The following is a 20,057-nucleotide window of genomic DNA, read 5'->3' on the forward strand; positions in this document are numbered from 1 at the left end:
GGGAGTTCAAGCGGCCAACAGCTGCACCCGCAAGGCCTTACGCCGTTGTGCGGGCGTACATTTCAACGTTTTCTCCGAATAGAATCTGTGAAAATCCATCAGATGCCGATCGATTTGACCATCCATTCGATCATAAATTTCGGGGCATCTTGAACATTGAAAAGAAGTTTGCCAGCCTCGAATTGTATTATCGATAGCGACAAGAGTTTTTGCATACCCAAGATCGCTACTGTTCAACTGCCTATCGGAAACGGCCTTCATAATCGCGCGCTGGCCGCTCGCGATCAGGGCGCGGACCTGCTTTATCAGCTTGTCACGAGCCGCGTCGGCGGGCGGATAGCTGCCTGGCAGCAACTTATAGCCCAGAAAGACCGGCCCCCCGCCTATGGGGCCGATGAAGGCTTTGTTCGGCGACGTCTCCGGATCGTAAATATCCATTCCCAGACCCGACAGGAGAGTCTTCGCCGAATTCATGGCCCCCTTTACCGCCGCAATCGACTTTCCAATAATGATGAAGTCATCGATGTAACGGATGCAGGTGATGCCCCGGCCGTTCATCTGGCGATCGAACTCTGCGAGGACAATGTTGCCGGCGAGCGCGGATAGCGGGCAGCCCTGCGCGACACCGTCGTCGCCCGTCGGAAACAGCTTCCGGTCTTCCTCACTCAACTTGTCCGCATTCGACAATTCGACGGTCAGGGCATCCTGGACGAGTTGGACGAATTCCGGCTCGACAGAGGCGCGTTCCAGGAATCCGATAACATCGGGCCGTGAGATCTTCGTAAAAAATCCGGAGATATCGGACCCGGCGACGAACCGATCACCCTCCTTAACCCGTTCATCGAACAGCCGTATCGCGTGATCGACCCCTCGACCACGAATGCCGCCGATCGATGTCGGCGTCTGCAGGACACGCTGGACGGCGGAAATCTCCTTGGCGTCCTGAAGGACATCGAGGATCGCCCGTTGAACGATGCGGTCCTCCAAGGGCGCCACGACGATCGGCCGCTTTCCGGGCTTGCCGCCGCCCTTCGGGGGTGTAGCGCCATACGCCTTGTCAAAGCGGTAGCCCCTGTGGAGTCGCTTCTGAAGCCTACGAAGGTTGGCCGGCAAATTCTCCCCGAATCTGCGCGTCTTCAGCTTCGTCGCCTCTTGTTGAGAGGTCTTCGCATTTCGCTCGATTTCACGCCATGCGGCCATCAGAACCTGCGTGGAACGAACCCGTTTGCACAATGTCATTTGTTGGAGCCTAGCTGTGGGGCCTGCCGACAAAGTTATCCCCCGGCTACGGGCGTCCTTCGCGCGAAGCCCCGCCTACGAAAGACGCCGAGGCATCGACCTGCACCGCGAAGCTCATCGCCCCGCGATGGTCCCCGCCTCTCCGACCTGCACCCGTGACGGGCCAAGCGAGAAGCAGGATCAAGTCAGCCCCTGTTTTTACCCGATATCGAATGAGAACAAAAGAGAAACATTTATGTCTCGGCGACGACCTCTTGAGGATGTGGATAGCCGTGACAATCGCCATTCATCGGCAACCGCCACAGCCGGTTTCCTTCGTTCGGTGCCGTGCCCGCCGACCGTCGGCGAACGGGCATCTCTTTTAGTATATTAATTCAGTAGATTTTTCTCATTCCCGCCGCCGCCGCTGCGCTAGGCTGGGGGTCCCTTTCCCGGAACCCTGTCATGCTGTCGTTTGCCACCTTCCTGCGTCCGCTCGCCGCCGCCCTGCTGCTCACCGCCGCCATTGCTCCCGGTCACGCCGAGGAGCCGAAGCGCGGCGGCACGCTCACCATGATCGCGGTGCCCGAGCCCACCACCATCGTCGGCATCGACAACAGCTTCGGCGCCACCCAGCGCATCGGACCGAAGGTCACCGAGGGGCTGCTGACCTATGATTTCGAGCTGAAGCCGCATCCCCAGCTCGCCACCTCCTGGGAGGTGGCCGAGAACGGCCTCGAATACACCTTCCATCTGCGCGACGGCGTGAAGTGGCATGACGGCAAGCCCTTCACCTCGGACGACGTCGCCTTCTCGATCCTGACGCTGAAGCGCACCCATCCACGCGGGCGCGGCACCTTCGCCAATGTCGCCGAGGTGAGGACGCCCGACCCGCTCACCGCGGTGCTGGTGCTCTCCAAGCCGGCGCCCTATCTGCTCACCGCGCTCTCCGCCGGCGAGGCGCCGATCGTGCCCAAGCACATCTATGACGGCACCGACGTCTCCTCGAACCCCAACGGCAGCCGGCCCATCGGCACCGGTCCGTTCGTGTTCAAGGAATGGGTGCGCGGCAGCCATGTGGTGCTGGAGCGCAACCCCGACTACTGGGACAAGCCCAAGCCCTGGCTCGACCGCATCGTGGTGAAGTTCATCCCCGACGCCTCGGCCCGCGCGGCGGCGCTGGAGACCGGCGAGGTGCTGCTCGCCGGCGACAACCCGATCCCGCTCGCCGACCGCGAGCGCTTCCAGGCGCTGCCCAATCTCGGCATCGAGACCAGGGGCTATGAATATGCCGGCAATCAGGGCCAGCTGTTCTTCAACCTCGACACCCCGGTGCTGCAGGACCTCAAGGTCCGCCAGGCCATCGCTCACGCCATCGACCTGAAGGCCAATCTCGCGGTGGCGTGGTACGGCTACGGCGCGGTGTCGCCGACCCCGATCGCCCCGGTGCTGAAGGCGTTCCACGACCCGAGCATCAAGCCGCACGCCTTCGACGTCGCGCTGGCTTCGAAGCTGCTCGACGAAGCCGGCCAGACGCGCGGGCCGGATGGCAAGCGCTTCGCCCTGCGCCTGCTCTACAACCCCTACAACGACGGCAACCGCCGCTCGGCGGAATATATCCGCAGCGCGCTGGCCAAGGTCGGCATCAACGCGGTGATCGAGAACTACGAATTCGCCGCCTACGTCCGTAAAGTCTATACCGACCGCGCCTTCGACATCGAGGTCGAGCAGCTCGGCAACACCTTCGACCCCACCATCGGCGCCCAGCGTGGCTACTGGTCGAAGAACTTCAAGATCGGCCTCGGCTTCTCCAATGCCAGCCACTACGACAACCCCGAGGTCGACCGCCTCCTGGAGGCCGCGGCGGTGGAGATCGATCCCGCCAAGCGCCGCGAGCTGTTCTTCGCCTTCCAGCGTCAGGTGGATGCCGATCTGCCGGCGGTGAACCTCGTCTCCTTCCAGAGCTTCACCGTGTTCAACAAGGCGGTGAAGAACCACACGCTGACCGCCGACGGCCTCGCCGCCAATTTCGCCGATGTCTGGCTCGACCGCTGACGCCCGGGTGACAAGGGAGATCGTACGATGAATGTGGTGCCGTCGGCCTCATCCTACACCCCACTGCACTCATCGCCGGCTGACTTCCCCGACAGCCCGCTGTCGCAGGCGCTGAAGCAGCCGGCCCTGCTCGGCCTGTTCCTGCCGATCCATCACGGCGGGTGGAGCAACTCCACCCTGCCGCGTGGCACCGACTGGTCCTTCGACTACAACGCCAAGCTGACCCTGGCGGCGGAAGCCCTTGGATTCGATCTGGTTTTCGGCGTCGCCCAGTGGATGCCCAAGGGCGGCCAGGGCCCGACGCGCACCGAGGCGGGGCTGGATTCCTTCATCGCCACCGCCGCGCTCGCCTCGATCACCAGCCGGATCCTGCTGATCTCGACGCTGCACGTGCTCTATGGCCCGTGGCACCCGGTCCATCTCGCCCGTTTCGGCGCCACGCTCGACCATATTTCCAAGGGGCGCTGGGGCATCAACGTCGTCACCGGACATCGCGCCCACGAGCATGAGCTGTTCGGCTGGAGCCGTATCGAGCATGACCGGCGCTACGAGCTCGCCGACGAATTCGTTAGCACGCTCAAGCGTTTGTGGACGGATGACGAGCCGTTCTCCTATGAGGGCCAGTCGTCTTGGCGCTTCAAGGACGCCTATATCAGCCCGCGCCCGCTCTATGGCCGTCCGGTGCTGGTGAACGCCACCGGTTCGGCTGCCGGCATCGACTTCGCCGCCCGCCACTCGGACCTCGTCTTCGTCGCCAGTCCCGGCGGTGGCGACATCGACAGCGCGCTCGCCTCGCTGCCCGCCCACACCGCGCGGCTCAAGCAGGCGGCGCGGGCGCAGGGCCGCGAGATCCGCACCATCCTGAACCCGTTGATCGTCGCCCGGGAAACCGAAGCGGAAGCAGAGGCTTACGCGCAGGCAATCGTCGATCACGCCGATCTCGTCTCCATCGCCGGCCGCTCACGGCTCGACAGCGACGCCCATGCCTGGCGCGGGCACTCCAGCGCGAACCTGCGCTATGGCGTCGGCGGCGCCATTGGCGGCAATGTGCAGCTCATCGGCTCGCCCGAGCAGATCGCCGACCAGCTGGTGCGCCTCCACAAGGCCGGCGTCGACGGTTTCCAGCTGGCCTTCTACGATTTCGAGCCGGATCTCGCCTTCTTCGGCGCGCGCATCCTGCCTTTGCTGAAGCAGGCAGGACTCCGGCTGTGACCGCTGCGACCGCCTGAAAACGAGACGTACCAATGTCTTCGCCGGGATTGCCGCTCCCGCATCCCGAAGCGAAGGCCACCGGCGGCGGGAATGGGGCTCCCGCCGCCGGTTCGCTCACTGGTCGATCCAGACGTCGGCGAGATTGTCGTTGAGACCGCCGGCGCCCACCGTGTGGTCCTTGACCTTCCGGTTGTAGATCGTCACCTGCGACAGGCTGAGCAGGGTGATGTCCGGCACCTCTTCCACCACCAGGCGCTGGAAGGCGCGGAAATCGGCGACGCGCTTCTCCTCGTCGGCCTCCACCGCCGCCGCCTCCAGTGCCGCGTCGGCCTCGGGGTTGCTCCAGCCGGAGCCGTTGGAGAACGGCACGCCCTTCTTGAAGTTCTTCGACCAATAGAGCCGCTGCACCCCGATGGTCGGATCGAAGGTGTTGCCCATCGAATTATTGGTGAAGTCGAAGTCGCGATCGGTATAGACGCGCTTGATATAGGTGGCGAAGTCCTGCGAGCGGATCGTCACCTCGATGCCGACCCGGCGCAGCGCCTGGGCGAGATAGTCGGCGGTGCGCTTGTAGCCGTCGCCATAGGGCAGGAAATCATGGACGAGCCGGAAGCGCACGCCGTCCGGGCCGCGCGGGAAACCGGCCTCGTCGAGCAGCTGCTCGGCGCGCTTGGGGTCGTAGGCGTAGATTTTCGCGTCGGGATCGGTGTAGCGGGCCAGCACCGGGCTGATCGGGGTCGGCGAGATGATGCCATAGCCGTACCAGACGGTATTCAGGATCACCTTGCGGTCGATGGCATGCGCGATGGCGCGGCGCACCCTTATGTCCTTCAGATACGGATTGGACAGGTTGAACTCGATGCGCGTCACCGAGGCGCTGTATTCGTAGCCGCGCGTCTCGATGCCGATCTGCGGCACCGCCTTCAGCCGCTCGATCTCGCTGAGCGGCACCGGGCTTTCGCCGCCGACATCCACCGCGCCGGTCTCGAACGCCACCGCCCGCGCCGCGGGATCGGGGATGAACTTGACGACCAGCCGGTCGATATAGGGCTTCGGCGCATCCCAGTAGTTCGGGTTGCGCTCATAGACGACATGGCTGCCGCGCACCCATTCCTTGAAGATGTAGGGGCCGGTGCCAATGGGGGCCCGGCTCGCCGGATTGGCGGCGGGATCGCCGTCGCCATAGATGTGCTTCGGCACGATCGGCGTCTCGGAGGCCGCGAACGCGGTGAGCAGGAACGGCGCCGGCTTCGACAGCACGATGGTCGCGGTGAGCGGATCCGGCGTCTCGATGTCGACGACGCTGGAGAAGGTCGCCCGGCCGCGCGGATGATACTGCTTCAGGAGGCGGATCGAATTGGCGACGTCGGCCGAGGTGAAGTCGACGCCGTCGTGCCACTTCACCCCCGGCCGCAGCTTGAACGTATAGCGCAGCCCGTCCGGCGAGACCTCCCAGGAGGTGGCAAGCTGCGGCTGCGGCTTCAGGTCGAAACCGTAGCTCAGCAGTCCCTCGGTGACCTTGGGCGACACCTTGCCGGTCGGGCCGGCGGTATTGGCGATGCCGACCAGCGTCGGCGGCTCGGGTTCCACGAGCATGTTGAGCGTGCCGCCGCGCTTCGGCGTCCCGTCGGCGAGCGCCGGCGAAACTCCGAGCAGCACGGCGAACGCGCCGCAGAGGATGCGGATCATGGGGGTCCTCGCTCAGGTGACAGGGAAAGGGTCGATCGAGCGGGATGCGTCCGGCATCCGCCCGGCCGCAGGAGAGGCGGCTATTCCGCCGCCGCCTTGGCGCCCCGCCAGACCGCCGAGGCATAGAGGCTCTCGTCGAACTCGGCGGCGATGGTGCCGGTGATGCGCCGCTCATGGGCGTCGAGATCGGCGAGGAACAGGTCGCGGCTGATGCGCGCCACTACGCTCGGTATGTCGCGCCGGAAGCTCGGCACGTCGCCGATCGGCAGGCCGAAGCTCACGAAGCCGCCGGGGTTGTAGACGTGGATGTCCCGGAGATAGGGCGCCGCCCCCGGCTCCTTCTCCAGATATTCATGCCCGGACCCGAGATAGGGATGCGCGCCGAGCCCCTCATGCCGCTCGTCGGCCGGCGGCGTGTAGTGGTCGCGCCAGCGCAGGATATGGCCGGCGACATCGGCCAGTTCCGGCCGCGCCGCCGGGTCGACGAAGTAGCCGGTGCCGGCGATGGCGAAGTCGAAGCTGAACCGCTCGCCGGCGGCGGTGGCGACAATGCGCCCCTCCTCCTCGCGCGCGCTCGTCCACGGCGCGGCGAGGTGCAGGTGGAAATTGTCGAAGCGGACGACGCGCCGCACCGCATCGGGCGGCGGCGTCGAGCCGGCGCGCAGGAAGCGCAGCGCCTGCAGCCAGCGCACCCGGTCCGGCAAAGCGGGATAGTTGTCATAGGCGCCGGGATAGCCGCGCAGCCGGTTGATCGGCACCGAGGCGACCCCGTCCCGCCGGGCGAACAGGTGCACCTCGGCGGCCCCGGCCTCCAGCGCGGTTGCCGCCGCGTCGAAGGCGGATGCCGCCGCGCCGAGCACCGCCACCGACTTGCCTTTGAGAGTGGCGAAGTCGATGGCGTCGGCGGTGTGGGCATAGAGCGCGCGCGGCAGATTGTCGGCGAGCACCGGCGGCACGAACGGCCCGCCATTTCCCGCCACACCATTGGCGAGCAGCACCTTGCGCGCCGTCTCCACGAAGGAGCGCCCCTCCGCCTCGAGATGCAGGCGGAACACCCCATCCGCCGGCTCGATGCGCGTGAGCCGCACGCCATAGCGCACGGGAATGCCGAGGAAGTCCTTGTACCAGATCAGGTAGTCCGCCCAGTCGCGGCGCGGGATGGAGGCGAGCGCGGCATAGGCTTCGCGCCCATGCCGCGCCTCGTACCAGGACTGGAACGACAGCCCGGCGATGCCGAGCTCGGGGCCCGGCAGGGCCTTCGGCGTGCGCAGCCGCTCCATCCGCGCCCGGGTGAGCCAGACGCCGGTCGAGCGTTCGTCCGGCGCCGCCTCGATCACGCTCACCCCGCCAATGCCCGCGCGCCGCAGCGCGAAGGCGAAGGTGGTGCCGGTCTGCCCACCGCCGACGATCGCCACATTGTGGTCGACGCCGGCGCGCGGCGGCACCCAGTTCTCGGGATCGGGGCCGATGAGGCGCAAGGCTTCGCGGGCGACGGCTTCGACCGAGGCGGCGTCGTAAGAGGCGGGACTGGTCATGGGCAATGCGTTCCTCGTCGGTTTCGCGGGGCTCAGCTCAGCACGTCGACGACGATGCGGTCGGAGAGCTTGGCCGGATCGGTGCGCGGCTTGAGGATGCCCACCGTCTTGAGGTCGTCGGCATAGATGGCGACTTCCTTCTGCAGGTCCGGGCCGCCGCCGAAATGGTGCTGGTGGGTGTGGCTGCGGATGATCTCGGCGAGGATCGGCTTGGCGATCGGCGAATAGGCGGTGAAGATCTGCGCCGCCTCGTCGGGATTGTTGTGCACCCAGTCGGCGGCTTCCAGCAGCGCGCGGGTGAGCGCGGCGGCGGCCGGCTTGTTCTCGGTGAGGAACTCGTTGCGCACCGCGACGCCGCAGCAGCTGAGGTCCTTGTAGATGCCGTGCGCGAGGCCGCCGAGCTCGTTCAGGCTGCCATTGCTGTTCTTCAGCACCAGATAGATGCCGGGATCGGCATCGGCGGCGGCGAAGATCTCGCCCTTGCGCACGGCTTCGCCGAGCAGGTCGACCGGATAGACGCGCCACTCGACATCCTTGTTGGGGTCGAGGCCGGCCTTGTAGAGCTGCACCGAGGTGAAGTTCTTGGCGGCGCTGGCAAGGTCGACCACGCCGATGGTCTTGCCCTTCAGCTGCGTGTAGTCGGTGATCCCCGCTGAGGTGGGGGTGAGCACGCGGATGCAGCCGCCATGCAGCGCGCCGGTGAACTTGATGTTGATGCCCTGCTCCAGCGGCTTCAGGAAGCGCAGGATGAAGTTCACCGTGGCGTCGATCTTGCCGGAGGCCACCGCTTCCAGGCTCTGGTCGAAGGCCGAGCCGAACTTCACCACCTCGACGTCGAGGCCGTGCTTCACGAAGAAGCCCTTCTCCACCGCGGTGGGCACCGAGATGAGGCAGATGCCGGTGCCGCTCCAGCCTAGCTTCACCTTCAGCGGCGCGGCGGCCTGTGCCAGCGCGGGAACATCGAGGAGGCTGGCGGCGAAGGGCGCGCCGGCCGCGAGCGCGCCGGCCGCTCCCAGGAGATGACGGCGCGAGATGAGGGACGAGGTATCGGACATGGAAGGACCTTTCGAAGCGAGCGGGAAATGGCGGCGAGCGGGAAATGGCGTGGGGAAAACGGCTACCAGTCGGCGTCGAGGCCGAGCAGGCCGAGCACCTGGCGGCGCAGTTCGGCGAGCCGCGGGTCGCCGCGATGGCGGGGATAAGGCAGGTCGACCGGGATATCGGCCTTCACACGCGCCGGCCGGTCGCTGAAGACGATGACGCGGTTGGCAAGGAACAGCGCCTCCTCGACGTCGTGAGTGACGAGGATGGCGGTGAAGCCCTCGCGCCGCCATAGCGACACCAGTTCGGCCTGCATGGTGATGCGGGTCAGCGAGTCCAGCTTGCCGAGCGGCTCGTCGAGGATCAGCACGTCGGGGTCGTTCACCAGCGCGCGGGCCAGCGCCACGCGCTGCGCCATGCCGCCGGACAGCTGGTGCGGATAGGCCTTGGCGAACTTCGTCAGGCCGACCAAGGCGAGCGCCTCGTCGATGCGCTGCTGCGATTGCTTCAGCGTGCCCTGCGCTTCCGGTCCGACCGCGACATTGCGCCGGACGGTCCGCCAGGGAAACAGCGTCGGGTCCTGGAACACCACCACCCGCGAGGGGTGCGGACCGGTGATCGGCTGCCCGGCCTCGCTGAGCGTGCCGCGCGTCGGCGGCTCCAGCCCGGCGATGAGGCGCAGGAGCGTCGACTTCCCGCAGCCGGAGGGGCCGAGCAGGGCGACGAACTCGCCGGGCGCGACGTGGAGGCTCACATCGTCGAGCACCTCCAGCACCGTGCCGTCGAGTTCGAAGCCGTGGCTGACATCCTCGATGTCGAGCGACGCGCCGGCGACGCGAGGCGCCTCCGGCGTCTGGATGGTGGCGGTCACCATGTCACGAGATCCTTCTGCCAGGAGAGGAAGCGGTCGCGGGCGGCGAACAGCAGCGACACCGCGCCCGAGCAGAGCAGCGCCAGCACCAGCAGCGCCGCGTAGAGGTTTGCGTAGTCGCCCCAGCCCTGCGCCGCCTGCATGTAGAAGCCGAGCCCGGCCTTCACGCCGAGCAGCTCCGCCACCACCAGCACCGAGAACGAGGTGCCGAGCGCCATGAACAGGCCGACGAACACATGCGGCAGCGCGGCGGGGATCGCGACCTTCAGCACCAGGAAGCGCGAGCGCGCGCCCAGCGTGCGGGCGACGTCGTAATAGGCCGGGTTGACGCTCAATATGCCGGACCAGGTCAGCACGGTGACCGGGAAGCCAGTGGCCAGCGCGATCAGGAAGATGCCGGCGCTCCAGCTCGACGGGAAGGCGAAGAAGGCGATGGGCAGCCAGGCGCCGGCCGGCAGCGGGCCGATGAAGCGCAGCACCGGATGCACCCAATAGGCGGCGCGCTGCGACCAGCCGATGGAGACGCCGGTGAGAAAGCCCGCCACCGCGCCGATGGAATAGCCCCAGAGCTGCAGCTTCACCGAGGCGAGGATGCTCTCCCCCAGCCGCGGGAAGTCGTCGAGATACACTTCGAGCAGCGCCTGCGGCGGTGGGAAGAACGGCAGCGGCAGCCAGCCGAGCTTGGCGGAGGCGAGCTGCCACAGCGTGAAGAACAGGCCGAGCACGATCAGCCAGAGCGCCGCGCGGTCGAGCCAGCGCGAGGCCGCCCCGAGCCAGCGGCTGCCGATCGCGAGCACGATGAAGGTGGCGGCCACCAGCCCGGCGGCGGCGGCGAAGGTCGGGGTGCGCGGCCAGTCGCCGACATCCTCCCAGCCGAGCGCCGCCGCCACCACCGCCAGCCAGGCGATGCCGGCGACGAGCCCGACGACATCCACCAGCGGCCGGGGGACCGCCGGTACCACGTCGGCGAGCGTGAGGTGAGGTGCGCTGGCCTGCCCCTGGGAAGGCGAGGGAATGTCGCTCATGGTCACTCCGCCGCCACTTGCCGCGCGAAGCGGTTCTCCGGCCGCCGGAGGCCGAGATGATCGCGCAGGGTCGTGCCTTCGTACTCGATGCGGAACAGGCCGCGCCGGCGCAGCTCCGGCACCACCAGCTCGATGAAATCGTCGAGGCTGCCGGGCAGTAGCGGCGGCATGACGTTGAAGCCGTCGGCGCCGTAATTGACGAAGCGCTCCTCCAGTTGGTCGGCGATGTCGGCCGGCGTGCCGACCAGCTGCCAGTGGCCGCGCGCCCCGGCGATGCGCAGATAGAGCTCGCGGATCGTCAGCTTTTCCCGCAGCGCCAGATCGACCACCAGCGTCTGCCGGCTCTTGCCGCCATTGGTCGCCGGCAGGTCGGGTATCGGGCCGTCCACCGGATAGCCGGTGAGATCGGCGCCGAGATGGTCGGAGAGCAGGCCGAGCCCCACCTCGGGCGTGATCAGCTCCTGCAACGCGTCGAATTTCGCCCGCGCGTCCGCCCGCGTCCGCCCGATCACCGGCGAGACGCCGGGCAGGATCTTCAAATCGTCGCGCGAGCGGCCGTAGCGGGCGAGCCGCGCCTTCACGTCGGCATAGAATTCGACCGCCTCGGCCAGCGTCTGCTGCGCGGTGAAGATCACCTCGGCGGTACGCGCCGCCAGCTCCTTGCCCGGCTCGGACGAGCCCGCCTGCACCACCACCGGGTGGCCCTGCGGCGTGCGGGGTATGTTGAGCGGCCCGAGCACCTGGAAATGCGGTCCCTTGTGGTCGAGCACGTGCAGCTTGGCGGGATCGAAATAGCGCCCGGCCTCGCGGTCCCGCGGGAAGGCGTCGTCGTCCCAGCTGTCCCACAGCCCCAGCACCACGTCGGCAAACTCGGCCGCCCGGCGGTAGCGGTCGGCATGTTGCAGCTGGGTGCCGTGATTGAAGTTGAACGCCGCGTCCTGGTCGTTGGTGGTGACGAGGTTCCAGCCGGCCCGGCCGCCGGAGATATGGTCGAGCGAGGCGAACTGCCGCGCGAGGTTGTAGGGCTCGTTGAAGCTCGACGAGGCGGTGGCGACGAGGCCGATCCGGTCGGTCGCCAAGGCGAGTGCCGAGAGCAGCGTGATCGGCTCGAAGGCCCGCACCCCGTTATGCGCCTTGGCGCTGGCGGCGGCGAGGTTGCGCAGCCGCACGCTCGGGCCGTCGGCGAAGAACACCGCGTCGAACTTGGCCGCCTCCGCCTTGCGCGCGAAGTCGATCAGTCCCTGCAGCCCGTCCGGCGCCGCCTCGGGGTGCCGCCACGCCGCCACATGGTGCCCGCCCTCATGGTAGAAGGCGCCCAGCCGCAATTGCCCTTCCCGCTTTGCCATTCGCAGAATCTCCCAAATGCCGGACATCGATCGGCTCAGGGCAAAGCGTAGTGATCCCTCCTAGAAAATCCTCACTTTATCGGCGACGCGGGAAGTACGAATATCCTTCGTAGTGCCCCCTTCCAGTATAGATTTTTCATTTATCTGGAACGATTGACACCAGCGGACCTCGACCTCCTAACTTTCGGCCACGACAACCTTCATCGTGGCGCAAGCGTGCCTGTCGATGGCCCGAGCCGACAATAAACCGGCTCACGTCCCGACGCCCACCCGCCCGGAAATATGAGGTGCAGAGGTGACCGACGCCGTCCTCGGCCCGACAGTCCGCGACCATGCCGCCGCCGGCGGGATCGCGCTTGTCCGTGGCTTCCTGTCTTCCCGTCCCGCCTTTCTCGGCCTTGCCGGCGCGGCGGGGCTGTGGCTGGTCGCGGCCGCCGTGACCGGCCTGTGGCCGGATCGGGCGCCCCACCGGCTCACCGCCGACTTCGCGGCGGCGCAGGCGCTGTTCGCCGTGCTGCTTCTCGCCTCGGCGGCGCTGGGACCGCGTCTCGGCCGCCTCGCTGGCTGGCTGCGCCGCAACGTGCCGTGGCTCGCCGTGCTGCCGGTGCTGCTCACCCTCTGGCAGATCGCCTCGGCGAAGACCGGCTGGTGGCCGCAGCCCTATTTCCCGCCGCCGCAGGACCTCGCCGACGTCTACGCCACCGACTATGCGCGGCTGTGGAGCAGCGTGCGCCACTCGTTGGTGCTGCTCACCCTCGGCACCGGCCTCGGCGCGCTGGCCGGGTTCCTCACCGGCGTGGCCACGGGGTGGTCGCGCGGCGTCGGCTACTGGGTGCATCCGGTGCTGCGCTTCATCGGCCCGGTTCCCGCCACGGCGTTGATCCCGCTGGTACTGTTCACCTTTCCCGGCACCTTCAGCGCCGGCATCTTCCTGATCGCGCTGGCGACCTGGTTCCCGGTCACGGTGCTCACCTGGTCCGGTGTCGCCAGCGTCGATTCCGCCTATTACGACGTCGCCCGCACGCTCGGCGCCGACCGCCGCTTCCTGCTGCTGAGGGTGGCGGTGCCGGCCTCGCTGCCGCATGTCTTTGTCGGCCTGTTCATGGGGCTCGGCAACGGCATATCGGTGCTGGTGGTCGCCGAGATGCTCGGGGTGAAGGACGGCCTCGGCTACTACCTGTCCTGGGCGCAGGGCTGGGGCGCCTATGGCCATCTCTATGCCGGGCTGCTGCTGATGGCGCTGCTGTTCTCCGCCGTCACCACGCTGTTGTTCCGCACCCGCGACCGGCTGCTCGCCTGGCAGAAGGGCACCGTCAAATGGTGATCAGCGAACTCGCCCTGACCCGTACCGCGCTGCCGGAAATCCAGCCGCGCCGGCTCCCGCCCCTCCGCCAGCTCGGAGCGCTCGCCACCGTCGCGCTGCTGCTCCTGGGCTCCATCGGCACCGCCGACGCCCATGCCCATCTCAAGAGCGCCTCGCCGCCGGTGGACGGCGTGGTCGCGACCTCGCCCGGCGAGGTCACCGCCACCTTCACCGAGAAGCTGGAGGCGAAGCTCTCCAGCCTGGTGGTGACGGACAACGGCGGCCGCGCGGTGAGCACCGGCGAGGTACGTCTCCCGGCCGGCAGCGACGGCAAGACGCTCGCGGTAACGGTTCCGGCGCTGCCGGCCGGCACCTATACGGTGCAATGGACCGCCGCCTCGGTCGACACTCACAAGACGACCGGCAGCTTCAGCTTCGCGGTCAAGCCGTGAAGGTGGCGCGTGCCTGATCTCGCCAGCGCGGCGCTGCTGCCCTTCGCGCGCGGCCTTGAGCTTGCCGCGGCGCTCAGCCTGTTCGGCACGCTGGCGAGCGCGCTCCTCGTCCTGCCGCCCGGCGCGGCGGGGCCGGCCCTGCGCCGCCGGCTGACACGGCTGCTGCGCGCGAGCCTCGCCATCGGCCTCGCCGGCGCGCTACTGTGGCTGCCGGTGCAGGCGGCAGCGCTGACCGGCGCCACCGGCCTCGCCGATCTCGCGGCGCAGAGCTGGCTGGTGGCGAGCGGCACCCATTTCGCCACCAGCCTCGCGGCGCGCGGCGCGCTTTTGGCCGCCGCCGTGCTGGTGGCGGGCCGGCTCGCCTCGCGCCGCCGGATCGCCGCCGCCACGCTCCTCGCCGGCATCGGCCTCGCGCTGCAGGCGCAACTCGGCCATGCCGCCGCCGCCGAGGGACCGCGGCTGCCCCTCGCCGTCGGCCTGCATGTCGTCGCGGCGGGCGCATGGATCGGCGGGCTGCTGCCGCTGGCACTGGCGCTGTACGCCCTGCCCGCCCCTGTCGCCATCCGCGCCTTGCACCGCTTTTCCCGGGTCGGCAGCGGCGCGGTGCTGGTGCTGATCGCCACCGCCGTGCTGCAATCCGACGAACTGATCGGCGATCTCGGCGGCTGGTTCGGCACGCCCTATGGCGAGCTGGCGCGCATCAAGATCGCCGGCCTCGTGCTGCTGCTGGCGATCGCGGCGATCAACCGCTTCCTGCTGACGCCGCGCCTCGCCTCTCCCGGCGGCCGGCGAGCGCTCGCCATCAGCATCGGCATCGAGACGCTCGTTGGCCTCGCGGTGGTCACCGTGGCGGTCAGCCTCGCCACCTCGCCGCCGGCCGCGCATGAGGTGCCGGTCTGGCCCTTCGCCGAACGGCCGGACCTGTCGCATCTCGACGATCCCTATATCGGCCGGCAGGTGTGGCGGATCGCGGCGATCGCCGCCGTCCTGCTGCTCGGCGCGGCCTCGCTGCTCTGGCGGCGGACCCGTCTCGTCGGCCCCGCGCTGGCGGTCGTGGCGCTGTACCTGCTGCCGCTGCCCAATTGGCGCCTGCTCGCCAAGCCGGCCACCCCGACCAGCTACCAGCGCTCGGAGACCGGCTTCACCGTCTCCTCCGTCGCCCGTGGCCTCGATCTCGTGAAGCTCCATTGCACCGAGGACTGCTTCCGCCCGAAGGACGACCCGTCGGACCTCACGCCCTACGGCCTCTGGCAACGGCCGGATGGCGACCTGTTCTGGTGGCTGACCGACGTCTTCGACCGCATCGGCCACAGCCCGTTCACCCATGGCACCATCGCGCAGCTGGAGCCACGCCAGCGCTGGCAGCTGATCGACTATTTCCGCGCCCGTGCCGCCGGCACGGCTGTCGTCGAGGCCGGCGCCTGGCCCTTCCCGGTCCTCGCCCCGGACATGCCGGTAAGCTGCGGCGCGCACGCCCTCGACCTCGACACGCTGCGCGGTCGGCCGATCCGCCTCGCCTTCCGCGCCGATGGCGCCCTTGGGCAACTGCCGCCGATTCCCGCCGGGCTCGACTACCTCACCATCGTCGTCGGCCGCCGGGCCATCGCGACAGCGGTGGCATCGGAACCCTCCACATCGCAGCCATCGACTTCGGACCTCTGCCGCACCGCCCTGCCCGACGCCTGGGACGCCTATGCGATCAGCGGTGGCCTCGATGCCGACCGGCTCGACGGCGTCGACCTACTCGTCGACGCCAATGGCTGGCTGCGCCTGCGCCGGCTCGCCGACGGCTCCATCGCACCTCCCGCGGGCCCCCGGGCGCCGGGCCTTTCAACCTGGAGCGAAGCCGTCGCCACCGTCGCGCAGCAGCCTTTTGCCGCCTCGGAACTCGGGAGTCACCGGCATTGACGCGTAGAAACCGCACCACCTCGGACATCCGAAATCGGCTGCAAATGCAACTGTACATATTTTCTATAGAGTTTATGTTATTTTGATATCCGCATCGTCCCTTCCCGGCAGAGACGGTCTCGCACATTGACGAGGCGCGACGTCTCCTCCCACCGCTCCGACGCCAGCGCGTGCGTCATGGCAACGACCGAGGCTTCCATGAACCAGACAGTTTCCGCCGTCTCCGGCAATCCGGCTTCCATCCGCCCGGGCTCCCCCGAGCTGGAGCGACTGCTGGACCTGATCGCCGCCGACGCCTCCCGGCGCGACCAGGAGCGGATCCATCCCTATGACGTGGTCGAGCTTCTGGGCCGCGCGCGCCTCGGTGCGCTGCGCCTGCCGGTCGAGGAAGGCGGCGGCGGCGGCTCGCTGCGCGACGTCATCGGACTCGCCCTGCGGCTCGCCGAGGCCGACACCAATGTCGCCCACATCTACCGTAACCACTTCACCTTCGTGGAACGCTTCCTGATCGGCGACGTCAGCGGGCCGCGCAAGGTGTGGCGCGACGCGGTGCTGAACGGCGCGGTGTTCGGCCTCGCCAGCACCGAGCTCGACCGCAAGCAGACCGGCGGCGCCTCCGACTTCAACACCACGCTGACCGAGGACGGCGACGGCTACCGGCTCAACGGCACCAAATATTACAGCACCGGCACGCTCTATGCCGATTGGCTGCTGGTGCGCGCGACCGCCGCCGGCAGCCGCCCGGTCTCCATCGTGATCCCGACCGCCCGCGAGGGCATCGAGCGGGTCGACGATTGGGACGGCATCGGCCAGCGCGTCACCGGCACCGGCACCACCAATTTCGACAATGTCCGCATCGAGGCTGACGAGGTCATCTTCGACAAGGAGAATCCGAGCTTCCTGCTGCCCTACACCTCGACCATCGCGCAGATCTTCGTCACCGCGGTCAATGCCGGCGTCATCCGTGCCGTCCTGCGCGACGCCAAGGCGCTCCTGAAGAGCCGCAACCGCACCTTCTACTTCGCCGCCGCCGACAAGACCGTCGACGACCCGCTGCTGCTGCAGACCATCGGGCGCATCGCCAGCGACGCCTTCGCCGCCGAACTGGTGGTGCTCGCCGCCGCCGACGCGCTCGACAAGGTGGCCGAGGCGCGGCTCGGCGGCCAGGGCCTGGACGAGCTCGCCCACGACGCCGCTATCACCGCCGCCAAGGCCAAGGTGATCGTCGACGAGCTTTCGCTCCGATCGGCCACCGCACTGTTCGATGTCGGCGGCGCCTCGGCGGCGACCCAGCGCAAGAATCTCGACCGCCACTGGCGCAACGCCCGCACCCTCTCCTCGCACAATCCGGCGAGCTACAAGGCGCAGGCGATCGGCAGCTATGAGATCAACGGCACCCGGCTGCCCACCCTCGGCTTCTTCTGACAGCCGGCTCGAGATTTCCCGAACCCTCCCGGCACGGCGCTGCCCCTTGGACAGCGCCGTGCGCGTGTGCGGCACAAGCCCGACCGAAAAACTACAGGAATTTCAACATGCTGGACTATCGCCCGCTCGGGCGAACCGATCTCCGCGTCTCCTCGATCGCGCTCGGCTCCATGACCTGGGGCCAGCAGAACACCGAAGCCGAGGGCCATGCACAGCTCGACCTCGCCGTCGATTTCGGCATCAACTTCATCGACACCGCCGAGAACTACTCCATCCCGCCGCGCGCGGAGACGCAGGGCTCGACCGAGCGCATCATCGGCTCCTGGCTGAAGTCGCGTGGCCAGCGGGACAAGATCGTCCTGGCGACCAAGGTCTCCGGCCCGTCCGACCGCACCTATCTGCGCCGCGATGGTTCGCTGCCGCGCCTCGATGCGCGGAACATCAACGAGGCGATCGACAATTCGCTGGCCCGGCTGCAGACCGATTATGTCGACCTCTACCAGTTGCATTGGCCGAACCGGCCGCTGGCACTGTTCGGCGGCGGCAGCCACTCACCGGCACGCGGCGGCGACGGTGCGGAAGTGTCGATCGAGGAAACGCTCGACGCGCTCGACGCGCTGGTGAAGGCCGGCAAGGTCCGCCATATCGGACTGTCCAACGAGACCGCCTGGGGCCTGTCGCGCTTCCTGCACCTCGCCGAGGCCACCGGCCGGCCGCGCGTCGCCAGCGTGCAGAACGCCTACAACCTGCTGAACCGCACCTACGAGGTCGGCCTCGCCGAGTTCCATGCCCGCGAGCAGGTCGGGCTGCTCGCCTATTCGCCGCTGGCCCAGGGCTTCCTCACCGGCAAATACCAGCATGGCGCCCGCCCGCCGGGCGCCCGCACCACGCTGTTCGAGCGCGGGCAACGCTACCAGAAGCCGGGAACCGAAGCCGCCATCGACGCCTATCTCGCCATCGCCCGCGATTTCGGCCTCGATCCGGCGCAGCTCGCCATCGCCTATGTCACCAGCCGAGATTTCGTGACGTCGAACATCATCGGCGCCACCAGCCTTGAGCAGTTGCGCACCGATCTCGGCTCGCTGTCGATTCCGATCACGACGGAGATCGAAAGCCGCATCGACGCCGTGCATCAATTGCATGGCAGTCCCGCACCATGAGAGCCCCCGTTCCAGGCCCATCATGGGCCTGGAGTGCTCCCGACATCCGCATGACGGGAAGAGTTCAGAAACGCACTCGGCGGCAGGCTGAACTCGAAATCAAGCAAATGCGCTCCCGGCAGCTAGGGACGCGTTAAGCTGAAGCGCGGCTGCCGAGCAACCGCGCTTCGTTAAACGCCGATCCGCCTGGTTCCTGCGGTATGCCCGACGGCTTCTGGCTAGTGGCCACCACCGCCGCTCTTGTGCACCGGGCGGCGCATCAGCGGAGCCGCCAGGATCAGCAGGCAGAAGAGGGCCGTCAGCACCAGGAACACGTCGGAGAACGCCATCACCTCCGCCTGGATGCGTACCTGACCAGCCATCTTCTTCAACGCCGCGACATCGGCATCCGAGCCGAGCGCGCCGAGCGCCTTGGTCATGGAATCCAGCCGCTCGACCGCCGCCGCGTTGGCCCATTGCACATTCTCGTGCAGGCGGGCGAGATGTAGGTCCCAACGGTCGTTCAGCACGGTGTTGATGAGCGCAAGACCGACCGCGCCGCCGAGATTGCGCATCAGGTTGAAAAGGCCGGACGCGTTCTTCAGCTGCGCCGGAGGCAACGTGCCAAGCGAGATGTTGTTGATGGGGATCATCGCCATCATCAGCCCGACGCCGCGCAGGATCTGCGGCACCAGCAGTTCCCAGAAATCCCAATCCTTGGTGAGGCCGGTCACCTGCCAGGTTCCCACGGCGAAGGCGGTGAAGCCGAAGCCGATCATCAGGCGCGGATCGATCTTCGCCACCAGCCGGCCGGCCAGCGGGGCGGTGAGGAACATGGCGAGGCCGGAGACGAACATCGTCTCGCCGATCATCAATGCCGAATAGCCGCGTACCCGCGCCAGATAGAGCGGGTAGAGATAGGTCAGGCCATAGAGGCCGATGCCGAGGACGAAGCTGAAGGCCGAGCCGACCGAGAAATTGCGGTTGGCGAACGCCTTGAGGTCCACCACCGGCTCCCTTGCCATCAGCACGCGGGCGAAGAAGGCGACGGACGACACCGCGCCGACGATGGCGAAAATGAAGATCGCCTCGTCCTGGAACCAGTCATTGGTCGGCCCCTCCTCCAGTACGAATTCGAGGCTGCCGAGGAAGCCTGCCATGAACAGCAGGCCCCACCAGTCGAAACGCTCCAGCAGGGCGAAATCGGGCTCGTCGAAGTCGACCAGCGCCGCCGTGGCGAAGACCACGAACAGGCCGGGCACGATATTGATGAGGAACAGCCAGTGCCAGGAGAACAGGTCGGTGAGATAGCCGCCGATCGTCGGGCCGATGGTCGGCGCAAGGGTCGCGACGAGACCGATCATCGGCGTGACGATGGGCTGCTTCTCGCGCGGGAAGATCGAATAGGCCGCGGCGAAGACGGTCGGGATCATGCCGCCGCCGAGAAAGCCCTGCAGCGCCCGATAGACGATCATCTGCTCGATGCTCGTCGCGGTGGCGCACATGAAGCTCATCACGGTGAAGCCGGCGGCCGAGGCGACGAACAGCCAGCGCGTCGACAACGCGCGTGACAGGAAACCCGACAGCGGGATCATCACCACTTCGGCGATGAGGTAGCTGGTCTGCACCCAGGAGATCTCGTCGGCGCTGGCGGCGAGGCCGGCCTGGATCTCGGACAGCGAGGCGGAGACGATCTGGATGTCCAGGATCGCCATGAACATGCCGAACACCATGCACAGGAAGGCGAACATCCGCCTTCCTTCCGAGGAGGCGGGTCGCTCGCGTGCAGCACCGAGGCTCAGAGTGTCCGCCATCGCGGCCTCCTGAAAGAGATGGCC

Annotated in this window: 15 protein-coding genes; 7 read left to right on the forward strand and 8 right to left on the reverse strand. The window is 67.7% G+C overall.

Annotation, left to right across the window (positions count from 1 at the left end; all coding sequences use genetic code 11):
• Window positions 1-6: 6 nt before the first annotated feature.
• The gene (locus LGR54_RS08640; RefSeq protein ID WP_230361569.1) at window positions 7-1,200 is read right to left on the reverse strand and encodes a reverse transcriptase domain-containing protein; all 1,194 of its coding nucleotides are present in this window, start codon (window positions 1,198-1,200) and stop codon (window positions 7-9) included.
• Window positions 1,201-1,683: 483 nt separating this feature from the next.
• On the opposite strand from LGR54_RS08640, the gene LGR54_RS08645 reads away from it, so the two are divergent.
• Window positions 1,684-3,273 carry an ABC transporter substrate-binding protein gene (locus LGR54_RS08645; protein WP_230361570.1) on the forward strand — a complete coding sequence of 530 codons (1,590 nt, stop codon included), beginning with the start codon at window positions 1,684-1,686 and terminating at the stop codon, window positions 3,271-3,273.
• 27 nt (window positions 3,274-3,300) lie between these two features.
• A complete protein-coding gene (locus tag LGR54_RS08650) occupies window positions 3,301-4,485 on the forward strand; it encodes an LLM class flavin-dependent oxidoreductase (protein ID WP_230361571.1) in 1,185 nt (394 codons plus the stop codon).
• A 114-nt stretch (window positions 4,486-4,599) separates the two neighbouring features.
• Here LGR54_RS08650 and LGR54_RS08655 read toward each other — a convergent pair whose 3' ends face one another.
• The 6 genes from LGR54_RS08655 to LGR54_RS08680 form a co-directional block, all read right to left on the reverse strand.
• On the reverse strand, window positions 4,600-6,174 hold the full coding sequence (locus LGR54_RS08655; protein ID WP_230361572.1) for an ABC transporter substrate-binding protein: 1,575 nt from the start codon (window positions 6,172-6,174) through the stop codon (window positions 4,600-4,602).
• Window positions 6,175-6,254: 80 nt separating this feature from the next.
• Window positions 6,255-7,709, reverse strand: coding sequence for an NAD(P)-binding domain-containing protein (locus tag LGR54_RS08660; protein ID WP_230361573.1), 1,455 nt, complete (start codon window positions 7,707-7,709; stop codon window positions 6,255-6,257).
• Window positions 7,710-7,741: 32 nt separating this feature from the next.
• Entirely contained in the window at window positions 7,742-8,764 is a 1,023-nt protein-coding gene (locus LGR54_RS08665; RefSeq protein ID WP_230361574.1) for an ABC transporter substrate-binding protein, read from the reverse strand.
• 62 nt (window positions 8,765-8,826) lie between these two features.
• A complete protein-coding gene (locus LGR54_RS08670) occupies window positions 8,827-9,624 on the reverse strand; it encodes an ABC transporter ATP-binding protein (RefSeq protein ID WP_230361575.1) in 798 nt (265 codons plus the stop codon).
• The gene (locus tag LGR54_RS08675; RefSeq protein ID WP_230361576.1) at window positions 9,618-10,646 is read right to left on the reverse strand and encodes an ABC transporter permease; all 1,029 of its coding nucleotides are present in this window, start codon (window positions 10,644-10,646) and stop codon (window positions 9,618-9,620) included. The genes LGR54_RS08670 and LGR54_RS08675 overlap by 7 nt, the downstream gene beginning before the upstream one ends.
• A gap of 2 nt (window positions 10,647-10,648) precedes the next feature.
• Window positions 10,649-11,992, reverse strand: a complete 1,344-nt coding sequence (locus LGR54_RS08680; RefSeq protein WP_230361577.1) for an LLM class flavin-dependent oxidoreductase — start codon at window positions 11,990-11,992, stop codon at window positions 10,649-10,651.
• Window positions 11,993-12,287: 295 nt separating this feature from the next.
• Here LGR54_RS08680 and LGR54_RS08685 point away from each other — a divergent pair, with 295 nt between their 5' ends.
• The 5 genes from LGR54_RS08685 (at window position 12,288) to LGR54_RS08705 (ending at window position 18,240) form a co-directional block, all read left to right on the forward strand.
• Complete coding sequence (locus tag LGR54_RS08685) at window positions 12,288-13,316, forward strand: ABC transporter permease subunit (protein ID WP_230361578.1); 1,029 nt, start codon at window positions 12,288-12,290, stop codon at window positions 13,314-13,316.
• On the forward strand, window positions 13,310-13,747 hold the full coding sequence (locus LGR54_RS08690; protein WP_230361579.1) for a copper resistance protein CopC: 438 nt from the start codon (window positions 13,310-13,312) through the stop codon (window positions 13,745-13,747). Before LGR54_RS08685 ends, LGR54_RS08690 begins: the two co-directional genes overlap by 7 nt.
• Before the next feature lie 9 nt (window positions 13,748-13,756).
• Entirely contained in the window at window positions 13,757-15,655 is a 1,899-nt protein-coding gene (locus tag LGR54_RS08695; protein WP_230361580.1) for a CopD family protein, read from the forward strand.
• A gap of 198 nt (window positions 15,656-15,853) precedes the next feature.
• Window positions 15,854-17,080 carry an acyl-CoA dehydrogenase family protein gene (locus LGR54_RS08700; protein WP_230361581.1) on the forward strand — a complete coding sequence of 409 codons (1,227 nt, stop codon included), beginning with the start codon at window positions 15,854-15,856 and terminating at the stop codon, window positions 17,078-17,080.
• Between the two features lie 110 nt (window positions 17,081-17,190).
• A complete protein-coding gene (locus LGR54_RS08705) occupies window positions 17,191-18,240 on the forward strand; it encodes an aldo/keto reductase (RefSeq protein WP_230362069.1) in 1,050 nt (349 codons plus the stop codon).
• A gap of 218 nt (window positions 18,241-18,458) precedes the next feature.
• Here LGR54_RS08705 and LGR54_RS08710 read toward each other — a convergent pair whose 3' ends face one another.
• On the reverse strand, window positions 18,459-20,033 hold the full coding sequence (locus LGR54_RS08710) for a DHA2 family efflux MFS transporter permease subunit (RefSeq protein WP_230361582.1): 1,575 nt from the start codon (window positions 20,031-20,033) through the stop codon (window positions 18,459-18,461).
• Window positions 20,034-20,057: the final 24 nt, after the last annotated feature.

This window comes from Ancylobacter sp. Lp-2 (assembly GCF_020523795.1).
Classification (GTDB): domain Bacteria; phylum Pseudomonadota; class Alphaproteobacteria; order Rhizobiales; family Xanthobacteraceae; genus Ancylobacter.

Excerpts from the sequence above, each read along its gene's own strand:
- LGR54_RS08640 (WP_230361569.1), bottom strand. The coding sequence starts at position 1,200 with ATGGCCGCATGGCGTGAAATCGAGCGAAATGCGAAGACCTCTCAACAA.
- LGR54_RS08645 (WP_230361570.1), top strand. The coding sequence starts at position 1,684 with ATGCTGTCGTTTGCCACCTTCCTGCGTCCGCTCGCCGCCGCCCTGCTG.
- LGR54_RS08650 (WP_230361571.1), top strand. The coding sequence starts at position 3,301 with ATGAATGTGGTGCCGTCGGCCTCATCCTACACCCCACTGCACTCATCG.
- LGR54_RS08655 (WP_230361572.1), bottom strand. The coding sequence starts at position 6,174 with ATGATCCGCATCCTCTGCGGCGCGTTCGCCGTGCTGCTCGGAGTTTCG.
- LGR54_RS08660 (WP_230361573.1), bottom strand. The coding sequence starts at position 7,709 with ATGACCAGTCCCGCCTCTTACGACGCCGCCTCGGTCGAAGCCGTCGCC.
- LGR54_RS08665 (WP_230361574.1), bottom strand. The coding sequence starts at position 8,764 with ATGTCCGATACCTCGTCCCTCATCTCGCGCCGTCATCTCCTGGGAGCG.
- LGR54_RS08670 (WP_230361575.1), bottom strand. The coding sequence starts at position 9,624 with ATGGTGACCGCCACCATCCAGACGCCGGAGGCGCCTCGCGTCGCCGGC.
- LGR54_RS08675 (WP_230361576.1), bottom strand. The coding sequence starts at position 10,646 with ATGAGCGACATTCCCTCGCCTTCCCAGGGGCAGGCCAGCGCACCTCAC.
- LGR54_RS08680 (WP_230361577.1), bottom strand. The coding sequence starts at position 11,992 with ATGGCAAAGCGGGAAGGGCAATTGCGGCTGGGCGCCTTCTACCATGAG.
- LGR54_RS08690 (WP_230361579.1), top strand. The coding sequence starts at position 13,310 with ATGGTGATCAGCGAACTCGCCCTGACCCGTACCGCGCTGCCGGAAATC.
- LGR54_RS08700 (WP_230361581.1), top strand. The coding sequence starts at position 15,854 with ATGAACCAGACAGTTTCCGCCGTCTCCGGCAATCCGGCTTCCATCCGC.
- LGR54_RS08710 (WP_230361582.1), bottom strand. The coding sequence starts at position 20,033 with ATGGCGGACACTCTGAGCCTCGGTGCTGCACGCGAGCGACCCGCCTCC.